Origin of the sequence: Phocaeicola plebeius (genome assembly GCF_003437535.1) — a bacterium.
GTDB classification, from domain to species: Bacteria; Bacteroidota; Bacteroidia; order Bacteroidales; family Bacteroidaceae; genus Phocaeicola; species Phocaeicola plebeius_A.
In genome coordinates this window covers 64,045-86,988 of sequence record NZ_QSQT01000005.1, presented here as the reverse complement: position 1 = coordinate 86,988, position 22,944 = coordinate 64,045, and the positions used below count along the sequence as shown (strand labels likewise).

Sequence of the window (22,944 nt, the reverse complement as noted above, 5' to 3'; positions counted from 1 at the left end):
GGTTCTTATTTCTCATCCACTGAAAACGAGTAAGGAGCATCTTCTGCAGCTATACCTCTGTTTTCGTTCGGCAAGTTACTCATTTCTATTTGTATTTTCGCTCCATTCACCAAATCTTCATGTGAAAAATAGTTATGAGTATAAGATTTTCCATTCAATTTCATCTCTTTGATGTACAAATTCTCCTCACTGTTCAACGGAGCTTCAATCGTTACGTCCTTTCCATTTTCCAGATGAATAGTCGCTTTCTTAAACAAAGGAGCACCCACCACATATTCATTACTTCCCGGACATACCGGATAGAATCCTAAAGCTGTAAATACATACCATGCAGAGGTCTGTCCATTGTCCTCGTCACCACAATACCCATCCGGAGTCGGTGTGTACATCTTGTTCATCACCTGACGCAACCAGTACTGCGCTTTCCACGGCTGTTTGGCATAATTGTACAGATAAATCATGTGCTGGATAGGCTGGTTTCCATGTGCATAGTTACCCATGTTCATCACGGTCATCTCACGAATCTCATGGATTACAAAACCATAATAGCTGTCATCGAATACAGGCGGTACAGAGAATACAGAATCAAGCATAGACACAAAGGCTTTGTCTCCTCCCATCAGGTCAATCAGTCCCTGAGGGTCATGGAATACCGACCAAGTGTAGTGCCAGCTGTTTCCTTCAGTGAAGGCATCCCCCCATTTCAACGGAGAGAAAGGCTTCATGAATTCACCGTTTTCCTTCTTGCCTCTCATCAGTTTGGTTTCCAAATCAAACAGATTCTTATAGTTCATGGCACGCTCTGCAAAAAGCTTGACTTCCTTTTTCGGGCGCTTTAGTTCTTTAGCAAGTTTATAGATACACCAGTCATCATACGCATATTCCAGTGTACGGGCTGCATTCTCGTGTATCTTCACATCACAAGGCACGTAACCTAGTTTATTATAATATTCATATCCCAAACGTCCGGTAGAAGATACCTCCGGATGCACGTTCTTTGTTCCATGGAGCAATCCTTCATACAATGTCTTCAGGTCGTCCACTTTTACCCCTTTCATATAAGCATCTACTAACACGGACGCAGAATTGTTGCCCACCATACATCCGCGATGTCCGGGACTGGCCCATTCAGGGAAGAATCCACTTTCTTTGTAAGTATTGACAAGACCTTCCTGTATCTCTTTATTAATTGACGGATAAGCTAAATTCAACAAGGGGAAAAGACATCTGAATGTATCCCAAAAACCTGTATCCGTGTACATGTATCCCGGAAGTACCTGTCCGTTGTAAGGACTGTAATGCACTACCTGTCCGTTGGCATCTATCTCATAGAACTTACGAGGGAACAACAGCGAACGGTACAAGCAAGAATAGAACATACGATACTGGTCAAGATTACCACCTTCTACCTCTATTCTGCCCAATGCTTCATTCCAGGCTGTTTTACCTTTTTCTACCAACACATCAAAACTGTCATTACCCAACTCCTTCAGATTTTCTAAAGCCTGTGCCTGACTGATGAAAGAAGAAGCCACTCTGGCGTGTACCTTTTCACCTTTTCGAGTAGCGAAACCGATAATAGCTCCTGCATGATTTGCCTCCTGTTCAGCTTTGCCTACAGAGATACAGCTGTCGGCCACTGTAGCCTTGTATGTAAAAGGCTTGTCAAATTCAATTACAAAATAGTTCTTGAAGTTATCAGGCACACCACCGCTGTTTTTGGTAGAATAACCGATAATACGGTTATTTGCCGCATCAATCTTCACATAAGAACCCTTGTCAAACGCATCAATCACTACGTAAGAATGCTCATTTTCAGGGAAAGTAAAACGGAACAGAGCAGCCCGTTCAGTCGGAACCAGCTCTGTCACTACATCATGTTCTGCCAGATATACCTTATAATAATATGCCTTTGCTTCTTCACCTTTATGCGAAAACCAGCTGGCACGTTTGTTTTCATCAAACACCGGCTCTCCTACCACCGGCATAATGGAAAACTGACCGTAGTCATTAATCCACGGGCTGGGCTGATGGGTCTGCTTAAACCCTCTGATTTTAGTCGCAGTATACATATACTGCCATCCGTCGCCCATTTTCCCAGTCTGAGGAGTCCAGAAGTTCATACCCCATGGACGTGCAATAGCCGGATACGTATTTCCGGAAGAAAACTCATAAGTAGACTGAGTACCAATCAGCGGATTTACATAGTCTGCATAATTGGTGGCCTTACCGTGAAGGGCAAAGCACATTATCATAATTAACAATACTAATTTCTTCATAACGAATTCCAAGTTTAAGATTTTCAATTAATACCATATATGTCCAGAGTCATTACACATCTCCAGTTCCAATGTTGCACCCGACAGAATCTGCTCATGCGTAATAAAACTCTGATGATAGTCCTTACCGTTCAATTTCACAGCACGTATGTACCTATTTTCCTTATCAAGGTTCTTTGCAACCACAGTAAATACTTTACCATTTGCCAGCTGCAATTCAACCTTTTTAAATTTCGGCTTTCCAATTTCATATTCACCTGAAACAGGATTTACAGGATAAAAGCCCATAGCACTGAACACATACCATGCCGACATCTGTCCGCAATCCTCATTTCCACACAAACCAGCCGGGGTGTTCAGATACAGTTCATCCATAATCTGCGACACATATTGCTGCGTTTTCCAAGGCTGATTGACTTTATTATACAGATAGACCACATGATGGCTCGGCTCATTTCCGTGTGCATACTGTCCAATCATACCTGTACTAAAGATAGGCAATTCGTGGTCGTCCGTCGGGTGATACGTAAACATGCTGTCAAGCTTCTCGCTAAAGCGCTCTTTTCCTCCCACCAGACTAATAAGACCATCCACATCATGCTGTACAGACCAGAAATAATGCCATGCATTGCTTTCACAAATATGTGGCGTATATTCCTCGGCATGGAAATCCTTGATAAAATTACCTTTATCATCTTTAGGCTGCATAAAAGAAGTAGCCGGATTGTACACATTCCGGTAATTCTGCGAACGGGCATAGAAAGTATCCGCAATGTCCTTCCGTCCCATCTTGGCAGCCATTTCAGCTATACAAAAATCATCGAACGCATATTCCAGTGTTCTTGACAACGACCAGTTCTCGGAATTATATTCATCTGTGACATTGTAAGGGATATATCCCTTTTGCTTATAAAAGCCAATGCCTCTATACTCATCAATATTCGCCGTAGCTACACAAGCTTCCAATGCCTTTTCGGCATCAAAATCACCGATACCCTTCAAATACGCATCCACAATAACTGGCACTGCGTGGTAACCAATCATCATGTCTGTTTCACTTCCATAGAAGTTCCATACCGGCAAACGACCATTCTGCTCATAGAATGCCAAGAATGACTTAATCATATCATTGGTCCGTTCCGGCTGCGTATAAGTAAACAGCGGATGTGATGCACGGAACGTATCCCAAAGAGAGAACGTACTGTAATTGGTCCAATTCTCTGCCTGATGTACCTTCTGATCTGGTCCGTAATATTGTCCGTCTACATCCGAATAAATAGTAGGAGCCAGCATACTATGATAAAGTGCGGTATAAAACACGGTCTTGTCATCCTTGTCTTCCGACTCTACCTTTATCTTCGACAATTCCTTATTCCATGTTTCCTTAGCCAGTAACCGGTACTTGTCAAAATCGTTTTCAGGAACTTCTGCCTGCAGGTTCTTGGCTGCACCTTCCATACTCACTCCTGAAATGGCGGTAGAAACAATTATCTGTTCATCTTTTTTCGTCGAGAAATCAAACCGGGCAACGTATGCAGTACCCATAAGAAGATTGTCCTTCAAGATAGGAGTCGTATCCATTTGTACATTCTCAAAAGGAACAGAGAAACGGGTTTGGAAGAACACCTTCTGCTTTCTGGCCCATCCGTCCGAAAAACGGTATCCACGGATAGTCACAGAGTCTACTACTTCCACATAGCTGTCCTGAGTGGCATCCCAGTTCATTGCCTTTTTCAGGTTCAGGATAATGGCCGACTTTGCTTCTGGGAAAGTATAGCGTTGAATTCCGCAACGCTCCGTCGCCGTCAGTTCCACATTGATTCCATAATCATCCAAAAAGACCTGATAATAGCCCACTGATGCACTTTCCCTCTCATGTGAAAACTTGGAATGTACCCCTAGAGGAGCTTCTGCCTCTACGTATGGCAGGGTCACTGGCATAAAAGAAATATCGTACAAATCGCCTGCTCCTGTTCCTGAAAGATGCGTATGACTAAATCCGGCAATGGTACTATCCGGATAGTAATAGCCTGCGATTCTGTCCCACCCCGGAAGGCCGTTGTCCGGGCTTAGTTGAACCATGCCAAAAGGCACTTGTGCACCCGGATAAGTGTTTCCGGTAAAGTCCGTCCCAATAAAAGGATTTACATACTGCGTCAAATCCTCTTCCACGGGAGCCACAGGACTGGAACAAGCCCACGTAAGACCTGCCAAACCCATAAAAACCCATAGTGAATTTTTCATATTATTATAATAGTTAAAAGATAGTGCAAATCAACAGCGACTAAAGTTAAGAAAAAATAATGATTAAAAAGCCGTTTTAGCCATATAATGTATTTAAAACCAACACCAACAGGCTAAAACGGCTTTCTTTTTTCATTTAAAAGTTATTATCTGAAATTGTGCGGCGTCTGCCATTTACCATTGTCATCCATTGTATCAGCTACATCCCACCAAACGCGATCACCTTGTGTTATATCAGGTCTGTTCGGATTCTCTTCTTCTCTATCTGGATAACTAATTCGTTTAATTAGTTTCGTATCATATATTTCTCCGCCAGAGTTATTTCCACCTTCGACAACCAATAAATAACGTGGATAATCTGTACGGCGAACTTCAGCCCATCCTTCGTTTCCATTCGGGAATACAGCAATCCATTTTTGCGTAATAATCTGTTCCAAAATTGCCTCTTTATCTGTACCATCAAAAGCAGACAAACCGTTCAAGTGATCAATATAAGGCTGATAATCAGACGATGAAATTTGATAATATTCCATTGAAGCCTTAACTCCATCTAAATAAAGTTGTTTAGCTTGAGCTATTGATCCTCCATTCCATCCTCTTAATGCAGCTTCAGCTTGTAAAAATAAAGCTTCAGGATAACCCATCCATACATATTCCGTGCCTTTATACCACCACGCATGAGTTGGATCCATTGCATCATCTGCAACACAACAACGAGCAGATGAATATGTAGTCAAGTAACTTCCTCCAATATTTAAAGCTCCGTTTCTAACTCCATTAAAAGATTTTTTTGACTGCTCCGGAATTGCTTGATTCAAATCAGCGTATGAAGAAGGACGAAACCACAACATTTCACAACGTGGATCCAGATAACATTTACTTTCTTCTGTATTAAACTCCTCCGTAAAATTACCAGCACCTTCTTTTAAAGCTTGATTTTTAAACGCCCATTCCATCTCTTTTGTAAGCAGAACCGTTGATCCACTTCCCCAACTAAAGAATTCTGCAAATACATTTTGATTTTCAGACGGATTATTACGGTACTTAGGAATAAGAGCCAGTCGGTCTTCGTGACTTTGCATTACACCACCATTTAAAGCTGCCTCACCTTGTTTTTTGGCTTCTTCTGGATTTACATTCGAAATACGTAAAGCTAAACGTAAACGAAGAGTATTAGCGAAACGTATCCATTTATCCACATCTCCACCATAATAGATGTCATTTGTTGAATTTAAGCCGTCCCAATTATTGCTCCTATTATTATTTAATTCTGTGATAGCCTGATCCAACAAATAGAAAATAGCAGCATATACATCTTCCTGTTTAGTATATGACACTTGCTCACTAACAGGAGCAGCTCCCTTGATATAATATTCCAAAGGAATATCACCATAAGTATCAGTCTGCATTGACAACAAGAATGCATAATAAATACGGCTGATATAAAAAGCAGCATGATATTTATTTTTATCACAGAACCAAAATGTCCTGATTAACTCACTATATTCAGCATTACTTCTTTTATCATAAAATTGATTCCAACGATTAGCAGACCAACCTTCTGTATATGCATAAGTAGGAGCTTGTGTTAAAAAACCATTTACATTATTCCCAGTATATCCAGCATAAATATCATGGGTAAGATTCGTTGTTGTTTGGTAATTATCCCATGCCCCGTCATAGAAGAAACCATAAAGAGTACTTCCGATACCGGACTCTCTTTCTTTCAAAGAAGCCAATGCTTTCTCTGAAAGCTGATAATCAATATCATACCCATTTGGACTAACATTTTCTGTAGCTTCTGGAATATATCCCGGCTGATAAGGATTCGTATTCATTTCCTCAAAATCGTGACATCCTGCAAGAGCTACTAACGAGCATACAGCAATAGATTTATATATATTGAATTTCATAATACTTTTGTTTTTAGAATTAGAAACCTAAACTTACAGAAAAACCGAATGTGCGTGTAAATGGTATAGCCGCAAAGTCAATAGCTTGAGAGAACATAGTCGTGTCATAGCCTCCCTCTGGACTTGTACCCGGAGTGTGTTTCAACAGATAACACAAGTTACGTGCCACAAATGAAACATTCAATGCAGTCAACGGAGTTTTTTTCAACATTTTTGACGGGAATGAATACCCCAAAGACAATTCTTTCAGCTTGATAAATGACGCGTCATACAAGAAATCTTCTGGCAGCAAATTTCCGTAATAGTTTGAAGCTGTAATCTGTGTCGTATTCGGAGTTCCATCTGCATGCACGCCTGGGAATATCATCATATAATTATTGTCCTCTCCACGGTTTTCTGTCCGTTTTGCCAGACCACTTCCTGTTGCCAAAGCTTCTGAATAAGAATAAATGTCACCACCAAATCTCATATCAAACATAGCAGACAATGAAATGCCCTTATATGTAAACGAAGGTGATACAGACATCGTAAGCTTTGGTTGAATATTTCCAATCGGGTTTGCAAGACGATCTGACAATTTACGACTTCTCATCGGTAAACCATTTGCGCCCACAAGGATATTTCCGTTTTCATCACGCATATAGACTTCTGAAGCATAGATTTCTCCCAATTTATGACCTGCACGAGTTCCAACTTTTATCGGGAAGCCAGAATCACCATCAAAGAATAAATAATCAACACCTTCTGCCAATTCTTTTACCATAGATACGTTATGAGCCATGTTTACATTCAAATCGAACGTAAAGTCTTTTGTATCCACGATAGTAGAATACAACATCAATTCAACACCCTGATTTGAAATCAAACCGGCATTTACCCATTTACCTCCTGACCATGGAGCAGCAGCAGGAACTTTCATGATTTGATTTTTTGTTTTACTATAATAATAAGTAAAATCAAAGCCTAAACGGTTATTAAGGAACTTCATATCCAAACCAACTTCATAAGATGTGGCTATTTCCGGCTTCAACTGATCGTTCATTTTCACGTTAGACATATTGGCTGTCAATTTACCACCGTTTTCAAAGATATAATCGTAAGTATTGTATAGCTGGTAAGGGTTAGTATCCTTTCCTACTTGAGCGGCAGACAAACGTAGTTTAGCAAACGTCATCCAGTCAGGCAATGTTTTATCCAAAGAGCGAACGAAATCAGAGATTACAAAACTCAAGTTAGCAGACGGATAGAAGAATGAATTATTTTGCTTTGGCAGAGTAGATGACCAGTCATTACGTGCAGTCAAATCCAAAGATAGATATTCTTTCCATGCCAACTGTGCAGACCCAAATACAGAGTTCATTGCACGTTCATATCCAGATTCTTTAGCAGTATTCAATATATTTGCTGCGTTTAGCATCCACATATTCTTGTTAAGCATATCTCTTACACCTGCTCCCAATGTTTCAAATTTTTGATACATAAAATTGGCTCCAGCTGTAAAGCCTAAGCGGAAATTATCTGTTAGCTGTTTATCACCCATCAATAAAAACTCAGCATTTGATTCAAAGAAATTTTCTTCTGAACGATTCATTTCATCAGTATGAATGTCTGATAAAGTAGTTTCTGTAAATCCGTCACCGAGATTAGTGTCCTCAAGACGTGTACGATAATAGTCAAATGCATATTTTGCAGAAAAATGCAACCAATCAGTAAAATTGATTTTTGCATTATAGTAACCAAATGCACGCCAACGCTCATCAGAATTGTGACGCTGATTCAATACATAATACGGGTTTCGGATAGATGCAGATGGTTTCACCCAGTTTACATGTACTTGATTTTCATTTGAATATTCTTTCAAATCATCCAAACGTACATTATTAGGGATTCCTATTAACTGATTGATAGCACCATAAACACCATAATATGGACGGTCTGTCCCTTTTGTACGGGACAACGAAATTTTACCTTCCATAGAGAAGTATTTGTTCAGCTCAGTTCCTGCATTCAGGTCTATATTTACACGATTTAATTTTTCAGTCGGGAATACACCTTTACTATCTGCTGCTCCAAAAGAAGCACGATAATGTGATGTTTCTGTAGTATTACTTACAGAAACATTGTGCGTCTGAGAAAAGCCTGTATCAAAATAGTCTTTCAACTTATTGCCATAATTTGAGAAAGGCATTTCTTCTCCATTCCATGCAGTATACATATCACCGTTTAATACAGGTCCCCAACTTCCACTATCATCAACACTATATTCCACACCTCCTGTGGGGTTGATATGACCTTGTCCATAACGAGTCTGCATATCCAATGTTTCTGCAACCTTAGACCAAGTAAAGTTCCCGCTATAACGAACACCAAAACCTTCTTTTTTAGAACCTTTCTTTGTAGTTACCAAGATAACACCATTACCGGCACGGCTACCATAAAGAGCTGCCGCATTCGGGCCCTTTAACACAGAAATACTCTCAATATCATCCGGATTGATATCTAAAGAAACACTACCACGGTCAACACCACCAAACATAGATGCATCCGATGTATTATTGTCACTAAAAGGAACTCCATCCACAATCCACAACGGTTGGTTATTGTCGCTCAATGAAGAGTTACCACGAATAGTAATCTTAGTAGAACCACCCAAACCTGTAGATGAAGTATTCATTGACAGACCGGCTACCTTACCTTGCAAAGCACTGGTTACAGAAGGGTCACCCGTTTTGTTCAATTCATCACTCTTCAATTCCTGTACAGCGTATCCCAGCATTTTTTTCTCACGCTTGATACCCAAAGCAGTAACGACAACCTCATCCAATACCTCCGTATCTTCATGCATAGTCAGATCAATCACTTCTTTGCCTTCTACCTTCATCTCGACACTCTTATAGCCGATATAAGAGAACTGAAGCACCGCATTTCCCGGTACACTCACAGTATAATTTCCATCGTAATCGGTAATGCTACCATTGGTAGTTCCTTTTTCCATGATAGTCACACCAATCAATGGTTCACCTGTCGCATCTACTATACGTCCGGTAATCGTCTTCTTTGCAGCACTCTGTGCAGGTGACTTCTTTACCGTGGAATTATCCATAGACAGATAAACGACTCTATCGTCTATTTTATAGGAAATATTTTTCCCACTCAAAGCCTTGCTCAATACTTCCTGTAAAGAAGAATCAGTTACATTCAAAGATTCAAGTTGAACAGAAGCAAGCTTATCGTCATAGAAAAACTGATAATCCGACTGAGCCTGGATTTCTTTAATTACACTCCCTAAATTAGGATTAGTCAGTGAAAGATTAAACTGCGCCGAAACCCACTGAAAAGGAGCTGCCGACAAGCCTAAAAAAACCAATGTCCTGAGATATTTTCCCGAACATAAGGATTGCATTTTCCCTTCTAAAAATAAATTCTTTTTAAGGTTAAACATAATCTTGTTATTTTAAATTATTACTACAATTTCCAATAGTACATATATAACAGCCACCCTATATAAAACACTTACTCAAATTCATTATTTTTTTCGGGAAATATAAAAAAATCGGCAAACACCTCATAAATGCGTGTTTGCCGAATCGGATTTTACTCCATGGGTTCAATCAAAACCTTATCACTCTCTATCTTGTATCTTATCGGAATGCTATTCTGTAGGGTCTTCATCACATCCTCCAGCTTTTCTTTTTTCTCTATCATGCCTGAATAGGTATGTGTCAAGTCTATATCTTTACGGACCTCAATCTTGACATGATATAAATCTTCCAGCACCTTGGCAATATCTTGAATCGTTGCATTCTGGAAAGGAACCATGTTATTCCGCCAAATCCCATCCATAAGCGAATTGGTCTCTTTGACAACCATCTTATGGCTGCTTTCTTCCACAATGGCTTTCTGTCCGGGAAGCAAAATAATTTTCGAATCATCATCACCCGACTCCACGAGCACCTCTCCTTCAATAAGAGAAGTTTCTGCGACGGTAGCTTGGTCATAACTTTTCATATTGAAAATCGTACCATGCACTACCACGGTCATCAATTTGCTCTCTACCGTAAACTTATGCTTTCCAGTCTGACGAGCGACTTCAAAATAAGCTTCCCCATTCAGTCTGACTTTTCGGTTATCGCCTGCAAAGTTTTCCGGATATTCAAACACGCTTCCCTTATTCAACCAAACTTTCGTCCCATCTGCAAGTTCAATCTTTCTTATCTTATTGTCTGCGTAAACCCTTATCATATCCTCGCTTGTCAACCCCCTAAAGGACAGCCATCCTATAAGCACCAGCACAAGCACGGCCGCTGCATATCGAGTCCACAAAAAGAGGTGCTTCATCTGTTTTTTCACCTTCTTTTCCGAAAGCACAGACATCTCAACAGGCTGTACAACCGATTTCAGTCGTTGCATGGCTGCGTTTATTTTATCTTCTTCGTCGTATTTCCACCTTCCCAGATGATACAACTCCTCTATGGAAAACAAATACTTTTTGTTATCGGGAGAAGCACTGATATATTCATTCAGCGCCTCCATATCTTCAGCTGTTGCAATTCCCTGAAGATACCTCCATATAATATCGTCACTAATGTTATTCATATATACCTAAAAAACAAATTAATAATAAAAGCAGATGACTGAGCTTTACACGCAGTATCTTCAAAGCCTTATACATATGGGCTTCTACCGTTCTCAGGGAAATACCAAGTATGTCGGCAATTTCCTTATTCTTCATCTCGTAGAGATAGCTCATCTTAAATACTTTTCGGCTCTGATCCGGCAAATCATTGATGGCAGACAGAATTTCCTTCTTCAACTCCATATTCTCCAACCGTGCCATTACCTCAGAGTTTTCATAATTGTAATAGGCAATCTTCTGGGCAAAAAATTCTTTTTCCTCCGAAGTATAACTATCCACTACCGATTTATGCTTCAGAAAATTGATGGACCTTGTATAAACAGACTTATATAAAAAAGACTTGATGTGGTCATCAAAATCAATCTTGCTTTTATTGTTCCACAATTCAACAAATACATCCTGAACAATATCTTCCGCATCATCCTCACCTACCAGACGGGTTGCATAAAACAACAATTCAGAATAATGCTGTTTAAACAAACCATAATATATTGTTTCAAAATTATTTACAGACATAAGTGATCAGATTTGGTATTTATCACAAAGATAAATTTTAAAATCTATTTCAACAACTTTTATGCAAAGTCATCCACTAATACCTGTTCTTTATAATTATGCCGACAATTCTATCAAAGAGCTACCTTTATTTTCCTGAAAACAATCTTCTACCTATAATTCCTTTATACTGATGGCTACCCCGCCACTGGGGGCCAGCTTTTGTCTGAGTTTAGTCTTATGACTTACCGTCCGTGTTTCTATTACATATTCCTTCGGATTTGTCCGCCAGTCGGCTTTTTTCCCGTCTGCATAGATAACGGCCTGATATTTCTTGCCTTTCGGCAAAAAGCTGAAGTCGATAAGGGCTTCACGGCTGTTTTCATCCGTAATACCTCCTATATACCATTCATTTTTCCCTTTAGCCTTACGGGCAATCGTGATGTAATCTCCCGGTTCCGCCTCTAATATATAGGTATGATCCCAGTCAACTGCCACATCCTTAATAAACTGAAACGCATCCGGATATTTCTCATAATTCTGATACAAATCGGCAGCCATCTGAAGCGGACTGTACATCGTGACATACAAAGCTAATTGTTTTACTAGTGTAGTACCCAACTTTGCCTTGTTACTGCCATACACTGACAAGTCTCCCTCAAAAATACCCGGGGTGTAATCCATCGGTCCTCCCATCAGACGGGTAAACGGAAGTATGGTCTGGTGGTCCGGACGAATGCCGTTGAATGATTCAAACTCTGTTCCTCGTGCCGACTCTTGTGCAATCCAGTTAGGATAAGTACGACATAAACCGGTCGGACGAACCGCTTCGTGCGAATTGACCATGATCTTATACTGGGCTGCCTTTTCTGCCACACGGTTGTAATGGTTCACCATCCACTGTCCGTCGTGATGCTCACTACGTGGAATAATCGGGCCTACATATCCAGTTTTCACCGCATCGTATCCGTTATCTTTCATGAAACGGAACGCATCATCCATCTGACGCTCATAATCAGCCACAGACGAGGTGGTTTCATGGTGCATGATAATCTTTACCCCTTTGGAAGCCGCATACGCCTGTAACTCCTTCACGTCAAAATCTGGATAAGGAGTAGTAAAGCTATAGATAAATTCTTTGGCATACGCATAGTTATCTTCCCATCCTTCATTCCATCCTTCCACCAGCACGGCGTCAAATCCATGTTTGGCTGCAAAGTCGATGTATTCTTTCACATGAGCCGTATTGGCTCCATGATGCCCGTTAGGTTTCAGTTGCTTGTAATCAGTTTGTCCTATCACGACATCCTGCGTGTCGGTATAGGCCCATGTAGAACCTCCACCCGTGAAATATTCCCACCATACACCAACGTATTTAGTAGGCTTTATCCATGAAGTATCCTCTATCTTACAAGGTTCATTCAAATTCAGAATCAAGTTGGAAGCCAGTATATCGCGGGCATCGTCGCTCACAATAATCGTACGCCACGGCGTCACACTTCCAGTCTGAATGTATCCCTTGTTTCCATTCTTATCGGGCGTCAAGTGTGCACTCATAAGATAAGTTTCTGCATCCAGGTTCAAATGCATGGCCGGATAATTTACCAGTGCAGCCTCATGAATATTAATATACAGTCCATTGTCAGACTTCAGCATCAGCGGAGTCTGCACAGCCAGATTCGGAGTCGGTGATTTACAAGCCAAAGGCTCATTGCGGGCCTCATCAATTAAAAGAGGTACCTCCGAAAGGCGGGAAGTAGTTATCTGAAACTCATTGGTATCGTAGTCAGCCGGAATCCAGAAAGCTTTATGATTGCCAGCCAGCTGAAATTCTGTCAATTCTTCTTTTAGGGTAAAATGACGCAGATTATTTTGCACAGGGAATTCATAACGGAAACCCAGACCGTCATTAAACAACCGGAAGCGGATATTCAGAAGTCTGCCGGATTTTTCTTGTTTCAGTGCCACCCACAACTCTTTATGGTGGTCTCTGATCTCACTGTTCTGTCCCCAGACTGTTTTCCAGACCGTATCGCAACTATCTATCTTCGTTTCCACCACACTAAAGTTACGATCAAATGCAATCGAAGGACTTATCTGGAGGCCCATTTTGCTTTCATTTATCACTTCTTTTTCTTTGTACATTAACGAATAGACTGGTTTGCCTTCGTCTGATAGATGAAACTGCATCTTGAAGTTTCCGTCGGGCGAGGTCAATGTCTGTGCATTCACCGTTACAGATGCCGCCAGCAACCCAAGCAATACAAAAATCGTTCTCATCGCTGTATATTTTTTATGTTTGTCATATATATAACAATCATACAAAAAAAAACACTTACTGCATGACGCACAATATGAAAATAAAATACCCCTTCTATATTCCCGAGAATCCCTTTATCGATTCTCTGTTTCACACCGTGGGATTTGTATCCCACAGTGTGAAATATGTATCCCACACTGTGGTTTTTGTATTTCACAGTGTGAAACAGAGAATATGCCACAGCAAAATGACTTATATACAGAAAGGAAAAGATGTTTTATCAATATTGAAGCAAAAAAGCTTCCGCACAAGGCAAGAAACGGTCATGTCCTTTCGCATTCAAATGAGCTGTATCGTTTACGCCTTCATTCTGAAAGTAAATCTTGCGGAAAGCATCGCTTTGCGCAAAGATATTTCCCTTACGTGCTGCATCAAAAACAGGAATACTGTAACGCCCGCACACCTCCAATGTCGCATCCACGACTTTCTCGGCTGCACTGCCTGAAAAATTTTTTCGTGTCCAGCAGGTAAAGAAAAACAGTTTGGCAGAAGGATACTTTTCAATCAGCCCCTCACACAATATGCCCAGTTTTTCCTTGTAATTATCAATACCGATAGAATCGAGGAGGGAAGCATCATTGTGTCCGGCAATGACCACCACATAATCCAATGAATCAGTCATTTCTTTATAACGTTTATACATCGCCTCGCCGAAACGAGCACGAGGCATGGCTACACAATTCCCATTACGCCCGTAATTGAAATATTGCATTCCATGCTTTTTCGCAAACTTATAATGCCATGTATATTCCACCGGCTCACGATGATTTCTTACATAGCTGTCGCCTATGACTCCGATACGTTTTCCATACAACGGATCAGACGACGTACTCACCTGTCCCCAAGTGGTATGGATACAGACCCATGCCATAAGGATAAAAAAGAATCTCAACTGTTTCATATTGTTATCTCTGTTTACATAATTAATCCTTCCATTCATATACATACAACTGGTCTAATACCACTCCCTCATCCAATGCCTGAATCGTAATTCGATGGGTTCGATTTCCACGCAATGGAAATTTCAAACGAAGCACAGCCTGATTGGACAACACATTTTGTTTCCATTCTTCACTACGGCCATAAGTACGATAAGACACAGGAAGCGACTGCACCTCATCTAAAGAAACTTGCACGCGCAATTCATTTCCAACCACTGGATGTGCCGGAAGAAGACGAAGTTCCACTTCTACCGAGTCTGCCGGACACCCGTCAAAGTGAAACACCACTGAGGAGTCTTTTGAAATACCAGCTGCCATACCTTCGTACCCCAATCCCTCGCACGGCAACAGATTACCTTCCATAGCCTCCAGACCATTCCATTTAAAGAGACAGGAGCGAGTGGATTTCAAAGAATCAGTAGCCGTACTTTTCGGAATCCGTTGATATACAGATAAATTACGAGGTTTATAATCCATAAAACCTTGCCATTTCCCCTGGTTGTACCTATGTGTCAGCGATACAATACTGTCGAACGCTTGTTCACTCAATTGCCAGTCAGCCTTTCCGTGACGGGCCAACTGTGCATACAGACATTTCTTATTCATCTGTGAAGCTCCCTGAACGGGATACTGTACCAAATGAAAATAAGCAGTACGCTTTGTCTCAGGCATTCTTCTGCTCCATACCTCCGCACGGTCTTCGAGAGCCTGGTAAAGCGACAACCGCTTCCGGATTTCTCCCTCACTCCAAGGAAGGTCAGTAACGATTTTGTATTTCGGATCTTTCTCTTCGGTTCTTGTATGCCCCATAAACTCCGGTTTACGGATGTATGCCAACCGGTAATGCTCCTGCAACAAGGGTAACAAAGCAGAAGCCGAAACAGCTCCAAACTCCCTAGACAGAAAATGAGAAAGATGTCCGGTGACTCCAGTCTGCTGCACCCGACCGATATTCCATGCCATATCCATAAACAACTCCGTCTGATACTCTGCCGGCTTTATATCCCCCACATTCAGAATCCACATCTGGCGGATACCTTTTTCGTATGCCTGCTTCATCTGCTGATAAAGCAAATAAGGACTCGCCGTAGAAAGCCACAGGTAATCATGCGGACGCCCCCAATAAGACACATGATAGTAAATGCCATTCCCTCCGGGACGAGCGGCCTCTTCGGCAGTAGGGAAATGGGTAATATATCCATAATTGTCGTCACACCACATCAAAGTTACATCCTCAGGCACCTGTAGTCCTGCCTGATAAATATCCAGCACCTCCTTATACGGAATCAGCACTTGTGGCACTTTTGTCAAATCCTTTCCTTTATATTTTGCCAGCATACGCCGCTGGTCTGCCAGAATCTCCGTAAGAGCTTTCTTCTGTTCTTCCAGTGTCTTGGCTCCCTGCATCTTTCCATCGTGTACACCGCGCATACCTAAGGTGTAAATATCATCCGAGTAGCAAAGTTGCTTTACACGTTCCTCCCAGAAAGACAAGACATTTTTCCGGTTGTGTACATAGTCGTACTCCCCCTTCCCGGCCGTTTTCCACTCGCCGTTAGTATTGCGCATCATCGGTTCACAATGAGAAGTACCCAGATAAATTGCATACTTATCGGCCATTTCCTTATTCCCTTCGGTAAAAAAGAAAGGAATGGAGCACTCATGCATGGCCGGCCAGAAAGTATTGGCCCGCAAGCGAAGCAACAGTTCAAAAATACGTGCATGCGTTTTCGGCCCTATCTGTCCTTTCCGCTCGGAAGGCTCATAATGTTTCCAACTCCAGGGAGTCAGTCCCCAATCTTCATCATTAATAAATATTCCCCGATAAGCTACCTGAGGATACTCCAGTTTCCGGAAACCTGCAGGCAAACAAAATTCCTCTTTTTTTTCGGGTACCGCATCAGCCCACCATTCCCATGGAGAAACTCCCATCATACGAGAAAGTTCAAGTACTCCATAAGCCGTTCCACGCTTATCACTTCCTGCCACAACCAGTCTTCCGTCAGGAAGTACATTCAATAAAAAAGCCTCTCTATGCTCGTCGAGCTGAGCTACATCCAGCTGGCGAGTATCAGCTAACGCTTGTAGCACGGAGCTTTCTCCCCATGTACCGACATAAATGTTTCCGGTATTCTCCGAACGAGATATTTCTCCAGAAAGTACCGACCGGCAATCACGTTTCAACAAATCAAGCGCAACTTTCACCACCGGAGCTTCTGTAGTATCACACACCACCTTCATATTCTGCCCCGATTTCCAGACAAAATCTTGTGCTGCCCAACCAATATGACAAGAGATACAAATCAATAAAACAACAGCTAATTTTCTTTTCATACGTATTTTCATAGATGATTTGGTTGCAAAAAAACACATTTCCTGCATTTTCCTCCATGTAGAATAATATTTTTATATGGAATTTTGTATAAAAGGTCTGAATAAGCCCTATTCTTTTCTTAATTCATGTTATAAAACATATTTCACGCTTGCTATTTCCCTGAAAAGCCTTACCTTTGCAACGTGTTTTTCATAGTATTAGATTTAAGGTTAACAAAGGTTGGAGTTCAGCGGAACTCCTTTTTTTATGCCCTTAACTTAAATAAAGACGGAAAGTTCATTTGAATGGACAATTTTATCACCATTTATTTTCTGAATAATTCTATTTTTGAGGTCAAGTAAAACAACCCTAATTCTAGCTGTATCACATGAAAAAACAATTATTCTATTGCCTTCTTTCTTGCACATCGCTTTGCAGTATAACAGGTCATGCATTGGAGGTTTCCAAAACGTATGTTCCCAAAAAGAAAAGCATGTATCATAAAGAATGGATTGACTTCAACAAAAATGGTCGGAAAGATATTTACGAAGATCCTAAAGCACCATTAAACGACCGAATTGAAGACTTGCTTTCCCAAATGACTATGGAGGAAAAGACCTGCCAGATGGTCACGCTTTATGGATATCAAAGAGTTTTAAAAGATTCATTGCCTACTCCCGACTGGAAAAACCAGTTATGGAAAGACGGTATCGGAGCTATCGATGAGCATCTGAATGCGTTCCGAGGATGGGGTGTCCCTCCAATGCAAAATGAACTGGTATGGCCAGCTTCGAACCATGCCTGGGCTCTGAACGAGGTACAACGCTTTTTCGTAGAAGAAACGCGCCTGGGTATACCGGCTGACTTTACCAATGAAGGTATCCGGGGAGTAGAAAACTATATTGCAACCAACTTCCCAACCCAACTGGCACTCGGACACACCTGGAACAGGGAACTGATACGCCAGGTAGGCTACATCACAGGACGAGAGGCCCGCTTACTGGGGTACACCAACGTATACGCCCCTATCCTGGACGTAGGCCGCGACCAACGCTGGGGACGCTACGAAGAAGTATATGGAGAAAGTCCTTATCTGGTAGCAGAACTGGGCATCGCCATGGGAAAGGGACTTCAAACCGACATGCAGGTAGCTTCTACAGCCAAACACTTCATCGCCTATAGTAATAACAAAGGCGCCCGCGAAGGTTTTGCAAGGGTTGACCCGCAAATGTCATGGAGAGAGGTAGAAAACATACATGCTTATCCTTTTACAAGAGTAATCCAGGAGGCTGGTATCCTGGGAGTAATGAGTTCCTACAATGATTATGACGGATTTCCTATCCAAAGTAGCTACTATTGGCTGACACAACGCCTAAGAGGCACCATGGGATTTAGAGGCTATGTAGTATCCGACAGTGACGCGGTAGAATATCTCTACAGCAAGCACAAAACGGCAAAAGACATGAAAGAGGCAGTCCGCCAGAGTGTAGAAGCAGGACTGAATGTACGCTGTACGTTCCGTTCACCAGAATCATACGTACTCCCGTTGCGTGAGCTGATTCAGGAAGGAGGACTCAGTATGGAAACCATTGACAACCGGGTAAGAGATATCTTACGTGTCAAATTTCTGACAGGTCTGTTCGACACACCTTATCAGACAGACCTTGCTTTAGCTGATAAAGAAGTCAACAGTGAGGCACATCAACAAGTTGCCTTACAGGCTTCCCGCGAAGGGCTCGTGCTGCTGAAAAATGCAAACAACCTGCTTCCTTTGGATAAATCACAAATCAAGCGTATTGCCGTATGTGGTCCAAATGCTGATGAAGCATCCTTTGCACTTACCCACTACGGTCCCGTAGCAGTAGAAGTAACCACCGTACTAGAAGGTATCAAACAACAGGTTAAGGAAGGTACAAAGGTAACCTATACCAAAGGATGTGACCTTGTAGATACCAATTGGCCGGAATCGGAAATCATTTCTTATCCACTTACCGCAGAGGAAAAAACCGAAATTCAGAAAGCTGTCGATAATGTCAAAGAAAGTGACGTAGCTGTAGTTGTATTGGGAGGAGGCATCCGCACTTGTGGAGAAAACAAATCGCGTACCAGCCTGGATCTCCCCGGCCATCAGCAGCAACTTTTGGAGGCCATAGTAGCCACTGGAAAACCAGTGGTACTGGTACTAATTAACGGTCGTCCGCTCAGTATCAACTGGGCAGATAAATTTGTACCGGCCATTCTGGAGGCCTGGTATCCTGGTTCGCAAGGAGGAACAGCCATCGCCGAAGCTCTCTTCGGAGATTACAACCCGGGAGGAAAGCTGACTGTTACCTTCCCTAAAACCGTAGGTCAGATACCTTTTAATTTCCCGGCCAAGCCTGCTTCACAAGTAGACGGCGGACAAACACCTGGCATGAAGGGTAATCAATCGCGTATCAACGGTCCACTCTATCCGTTCGGATACGGACTGAGCTATACTACTTTTGAATACAGCAACTTACAACTCTCCTCTCCTGTCATTACCGACAAAGAGCCGGTCACCGTGACTTGTAAAATTAAAAATACCGGTACACGAAGCGGAGATGAAGTGGTACAGTTGTACACACGCGATGTCGTCAGCAGTGTGACCACGTATGAAAAGAACTTGCGCGGCTTTGAACGCGTACACTTGGAGCCGGGTGAAACCAAAGAGGTCAGCTTCCAGCTACTTCCACGTGATTTCCAACTACTCAACAAAGACAATCACTGGGTTGTAGAGCCGGGTATGTTCCAGATTATGATAGGGGCTTCTTCCGAAGACATCCGACTGAAAAAAGGACTTGAAATCCGAGCTTACGGACAGGCATCTGCCAATGAAATAATAGAATCGGACCCGCGTGACTTTATCAGTGCCAGCAAAAACAAGAGTCATATCATTCATGTGGTTGACGGAGACTATTCCACTACCTGGAAAGGTGAAAAAGGAGAATACATCTCCTTCGAGCTGGCAGAAAATGCCAAGGTAGACCGTATCAATGTAGCCTGGAAGAATGCGGAAGCCGGAGCACGCTACGAGATTCAGATTTCCAGCGGAGGCGGACAATTCCTTCCGGTACAACGCGGAGAAGTTACTCCCAATCAGGAAGAAACCATTCGGTTCAACAAGACAGGAGGCAGTGACCTGCGTATCCTGATAACTAATGGAAGTGCAGAAATTGCAGAAATCAAATTGCCGGAACTGAGAAAAGAGTAACTTTGTCCCGATGAAAGAAAATAACAAAGTTCTATTGGGAATGAGCGGCGGCACCGACAGTTCGGTTGCCGCCCTTCTATTGCAAGATGCAGGCTACAAAGTGACCGGCATCACCTTTCGCTTTTTTGAAAAAGACGGAAATACAGAATACCTGGACGATGCACGTGACCTATGCTGTACGCTAGGCATACCTCATTTGATTTACGATGCACGGAAAATGTTTCAGGAAAAAATCATACACTATTTTATTCAGGAATACATGGCCGGACGTACCCCGGTACCCTGTACACTCTGCAACAACTACCTGAAATGGCCCTTACTGCAACAAATAGCTGACGAAAAAGGTATCTATCATCTGGCTACCGGGCACTACGTCAACAAACAAAAAATAGATGGATACTGGTACATTACCTGCGGAAATGACGCAGACAAAGACCAGTCTTTCTTCTTGTGGGGACTTCCACAATCCATTCTGGAGAGAATGTGCCTCCCTATGGGCGGACTGACCAAGACCCGTGTACGCGAAATCGCTGCCGCACGCGGATTCCTGAAAGCCGCCAAGAGGCGTGACAGCTTAGGTGTGTGTTTTTGCCCGATGGATTACCGTACCTTCCTGAAAGCTCATGTACCCGAAGGAGAAATCATCCCTGGAAACTTTTATGACGAGCAAGGACAGAAAATCGGGAAACATGAAGGCTATCCGTTTTACACCATCGGACAGCGGAGAGGGTTAGGTATTCACTTGAACAAAGCGCTCTTTGTCAAAGAAATCATTCCGCAGGAAAATAAAGTAATTATCAGCGACAATCTGCACGCACTGGAGAAAAACGAAATGTATCTCACCCACTGGAACCTGATCAATCCTGATGTAGTGCTTGGACACGAAGACGTCATTGTTAAAATACGCTACCGGAAACAAGCCAACCGATGCACTGTCACCTTACTGGACGACCAGCGACTGCATATACAACTGCATGAACCGCTGGCTTCTATTGCCAGCGGGCAGGCAGCTGCATTTTATCGGGGTAATACCGTATTGGGAGGAGGGATTATTGAGTAATCAACAATCCTTCTCTCTACATTTTTCAAAGAAATAATCTGTAAAGAAACGCGCGTTTCTCTTCATTGTTTCCCGTCCGTGTTCCTCACCCAACGCACTGTTCAGGCAAGCATCCGGAAGCGTATCGGCATCCTGCAAAGCACAACTCAAATCGTAAGGTATCACATTGGGATTCAATATAAACATGGCCGCCTGCTTCTTAGCAGCTTCGGCATCATAAAATGTATTATCCGGTGAAGAAATGCATTCACACAACTGCATTTGAACATGTATGCCGGTATGTGGAGAAACCATCAGAACCAATCCGTGTGTGGCATCCATCTTCGGCAATTCTATTCCTTCTTTTTCCTTATATCCCAATTTCTGAGAAAGGAAGTCCTGCACTTCTTCTTCCGACTTACAGAACACAAATTGTTTGCCACCAGATGCTTTCATAAATTCATCAAATGTTTTCTTTATGCCTTCACGTGCGGCAATTCGCTGTTCAATCTCTTCCTTCACTTTCTCCTGTAAATCAGATACAACCAGCATACCGTCTTGCCACCAGGCTCCTCCGTACTGTACCAGTCGGCAACTTAATATGGTTACTCCTTCCTTACGGGCTTTCAAGGAATCCATATTCAAAGAGTCTTTCCGAATACTCAGCTGTTCTCCTTCTTTCTTCGACAAATCTTTCACAAACAGGAATTTTTCATCTTCCCCTTCATAAAGATACATTTCCTGAGGAAGAGCTTTTACTTCCGCCCACAAAGCTGTTTCAGGATGACTCTTTCCTACCAAAGCCAGCCATTCTACCGATGTCAAGGAAAGCAAGTTCTTGCGTCCTTCAAACAGAATGTTCTGCTTTACATCGTACGACAAAATATGCGGATTGACATTCTGTCCCATTCGTGCAACCGTATCTACCACTCTCTGATACTCACCTCGGTTTTCAAAGCCTACATAACTGCAGAAATGGAACCACTCCAGTACACTACGATAACGCATGTAATCGTTTTCTCCAAAGGCCTCCCCATATAACATCGCATGCAGCCGCTCATTCTCTGGAGCTACCTGAAACTCTTCCGACAAATAATCATAGATTTGATTAGCCAATTCCTCAAAAGCCGGATTCTCTGGATTCAATACGCCACCAGCCTGTTTCTCCATGCATTGAAGATAATGCCATAGCAGAAACTGCAAATCTTCCGGATTCACTTCTCCCGGATAATAATCTTTTTCTTTTTCCGGAGTCATAAAAGGAACAAGGCAGCCATACCGCTTACGGCATTCTTCAGAGAATGCTTGCCAAATTCCGGTCTGTGAAATCACATCCTGAAACCAGAGCGTCAAATAAATGGCAATTCCATGCACTGAATGTTCTGGATAACGTCCTCCAACAAAATCCTTTAAACATCCAGCTATATGATTGGCAACGTTTACATAGTACGTGTCTACTTCATCCTGTCGTTCGTATGGTTGAAATAACATCCACTCTTTTACATATATCTTTTTCATATTACATAAGATT

At 42.2% G+C, this 22,944-nt stretch carries 12 protein-coding genes; 2 read left to right on the top strand and 10 right to left on the bottom strand.

Annotation, left to right across the window (positions count from 1 at the left end; genetic code table 11):
• Positions 1 to 5: 5 nt before the first annotated feature.
• The 9 genes from DXD04_RS03910 to DXD04_RS03865 all read right to left on the bottom strand — a co-directional run bounded on the left by DXD04_RS03910 (position 6) and on the right by DXD04_RS03865 (position 17,162).
• A complete protein-coding gene (locus tag DXD04_RS03910; protein ID WP_117671066.1) occupies positions 6 to 2,279 on the bottom strand; it encodes a GH92 family glycosyl hydrolase in 2,274 nt (757 codons plus the stop codon).
• A gap of 27 nt (positions 2,280 to 2,306) precedes the next feature.
• Positions 2,307 to 4,523, bottom strand: a complete 2,217-nt coding sequence (locus tag DXD04_RS03905; RefSeq protein WP_117671064.1) for a GH92 family glycosyl hydrolase — start codon at positions 4,521 to 4,523, stop codon at positions 2,307 to 2,309.
• Between the two features lie 146 nt (positions 4,524 to 4,669).
• Positions 4,670 to 6,436: a SusD/RagB family nutrient-binding outer membrane lipoprotein gene (locus tag DXD04_RS03900; protein WP_117671062.1), complete on the bottom strand. Its 1,767-nt coding sequence runs from the start codon at positions 6,434 to 6,436 to the stop codon at positions 4,670 to 4,672.
• Positions 6,437 to 6,455: 19 nt separating this feature from the next.
• The gene (locus tag DXD04_RS03895; RefSeq protein ID WP_373103767.1) at positions 6,456 to 9,878 is read right to left on the bottom strand and encodes a SusC/RagA family TonB-linked outer membrane protein; all 3,423 of its coding nucleotides are present in this window, start codon (positions 9,876 to 9,878) and stop codon (positions 6,456 to 6,458) included.
• Positions 9,879 to 10,030: 152 nt separating this feature from the next.
• Complete coding sequence (locus tag DXD04_RS03890) at positions 10,031 to 11,032, bottom strand: FecR family protein (protein ID WP_117671060.1); 1,002 nt, start codon at positions 11,030 to 11,032, stop codon at positions 10,031 to 10,033.
• Complete coding sequence (locus DXD04_RS03885; RefSeq protein WP_117671058.1) at positions 11,025 to 11,588, bottom strand: RNA polymerase sigma-70 factor; 564 nt, start codon at positions 11,586 to 11,588, stop codon at positions 11,025 to 11,027. The genes DXD04_RS03890 and DXD04_RS03885 overlap by 8 nt, the downstream gene beginning before the upstream one ends.
• Positions 11,589 to 11,741: 153 nt before the next feature.
• A complete protein-coding gene (locus tag DXD04_RS03880; protein WP_117671055.1) occupies positions 11,742 to 13,847 on the bottom strand; it encodes a glycoside hydrolase family 97 protein in 2,106 nt (701 codons plus the stop codon).
• Positions 13,848 to 14,107: 260 nt separating this feature from the next.
• On the bottom strand, positions 14,108 to 14,788 hold the full coding sequence (locus tag DXD04_RS03870; protein ID WP_117671140.1) for an SGNH/GDSL hydrolase family protein: 681 nt from the start codon (positions 14,786 to 14,788) through the stop codon (positions 14,108 to 14,110).
• A 22-nt stretch (positions 14,789 to 14,810) separates the two neighbouring features.
• Positions 14,811 to 17,162, bottom strand: coding sequence for a glycosyl hydrolase 115 family protein (locus DXD04_RS03865; protein ID WP_181977140.1), 2,352 nt, complete (start codon positions 17,160 to 17,162; stop codon positions 14,811 to 14,813).
• A gap of 368 nt (positions 17,163 to 17,530) precedes the next feature.
• Here DXD04_RS03865 and DXD04_RS03860 point away from each other — a divergent pair, with 368 nt between their 5' ends.
• Positions 17,531 to 20,374 (top strand): beta-glucosidase, encoded by a 2,844-nt coding sequence (locus tag DXD04_RS03860; RefSeq protein WP_270526674.1) that lies wholly within the window; start codon positions 17,531 to 17,533, stop codon positions 20,372 to 20,374.
• Positions 20,375 to 20,384: 10 nt separating this feature from the next.
• On the top strand, positions 20,385 to 21,434 hold the full coding sequence (gene mnmA / locus DXD04_RS03855; RefSeq protein WP_117671051.1) for a tRNA 2-thiouridine(34) synthase MnmA: 1,050 nt from the start codon (positions 20,385 to 20,387) through the stop codon (positions 21,432 to 21,434).
• Here the strand turns inward: mnmA and DXD04_RS03850 are convergent, their stop codons facing one another.
• A complete protein-coding gene (locus DXD04_RS03850; RefSeq protein WP_117671050.1) occupies positions 21,435 to 22,931 on the bottom strand; it encodes a DUF3843 family protein in 1,497 nt (498 codons plus the stop codon). It lies immediately after the preceding gene.
• Between the last annotated feature and the right edge of the window lie 13 nt (positions 22,932 to 22,944).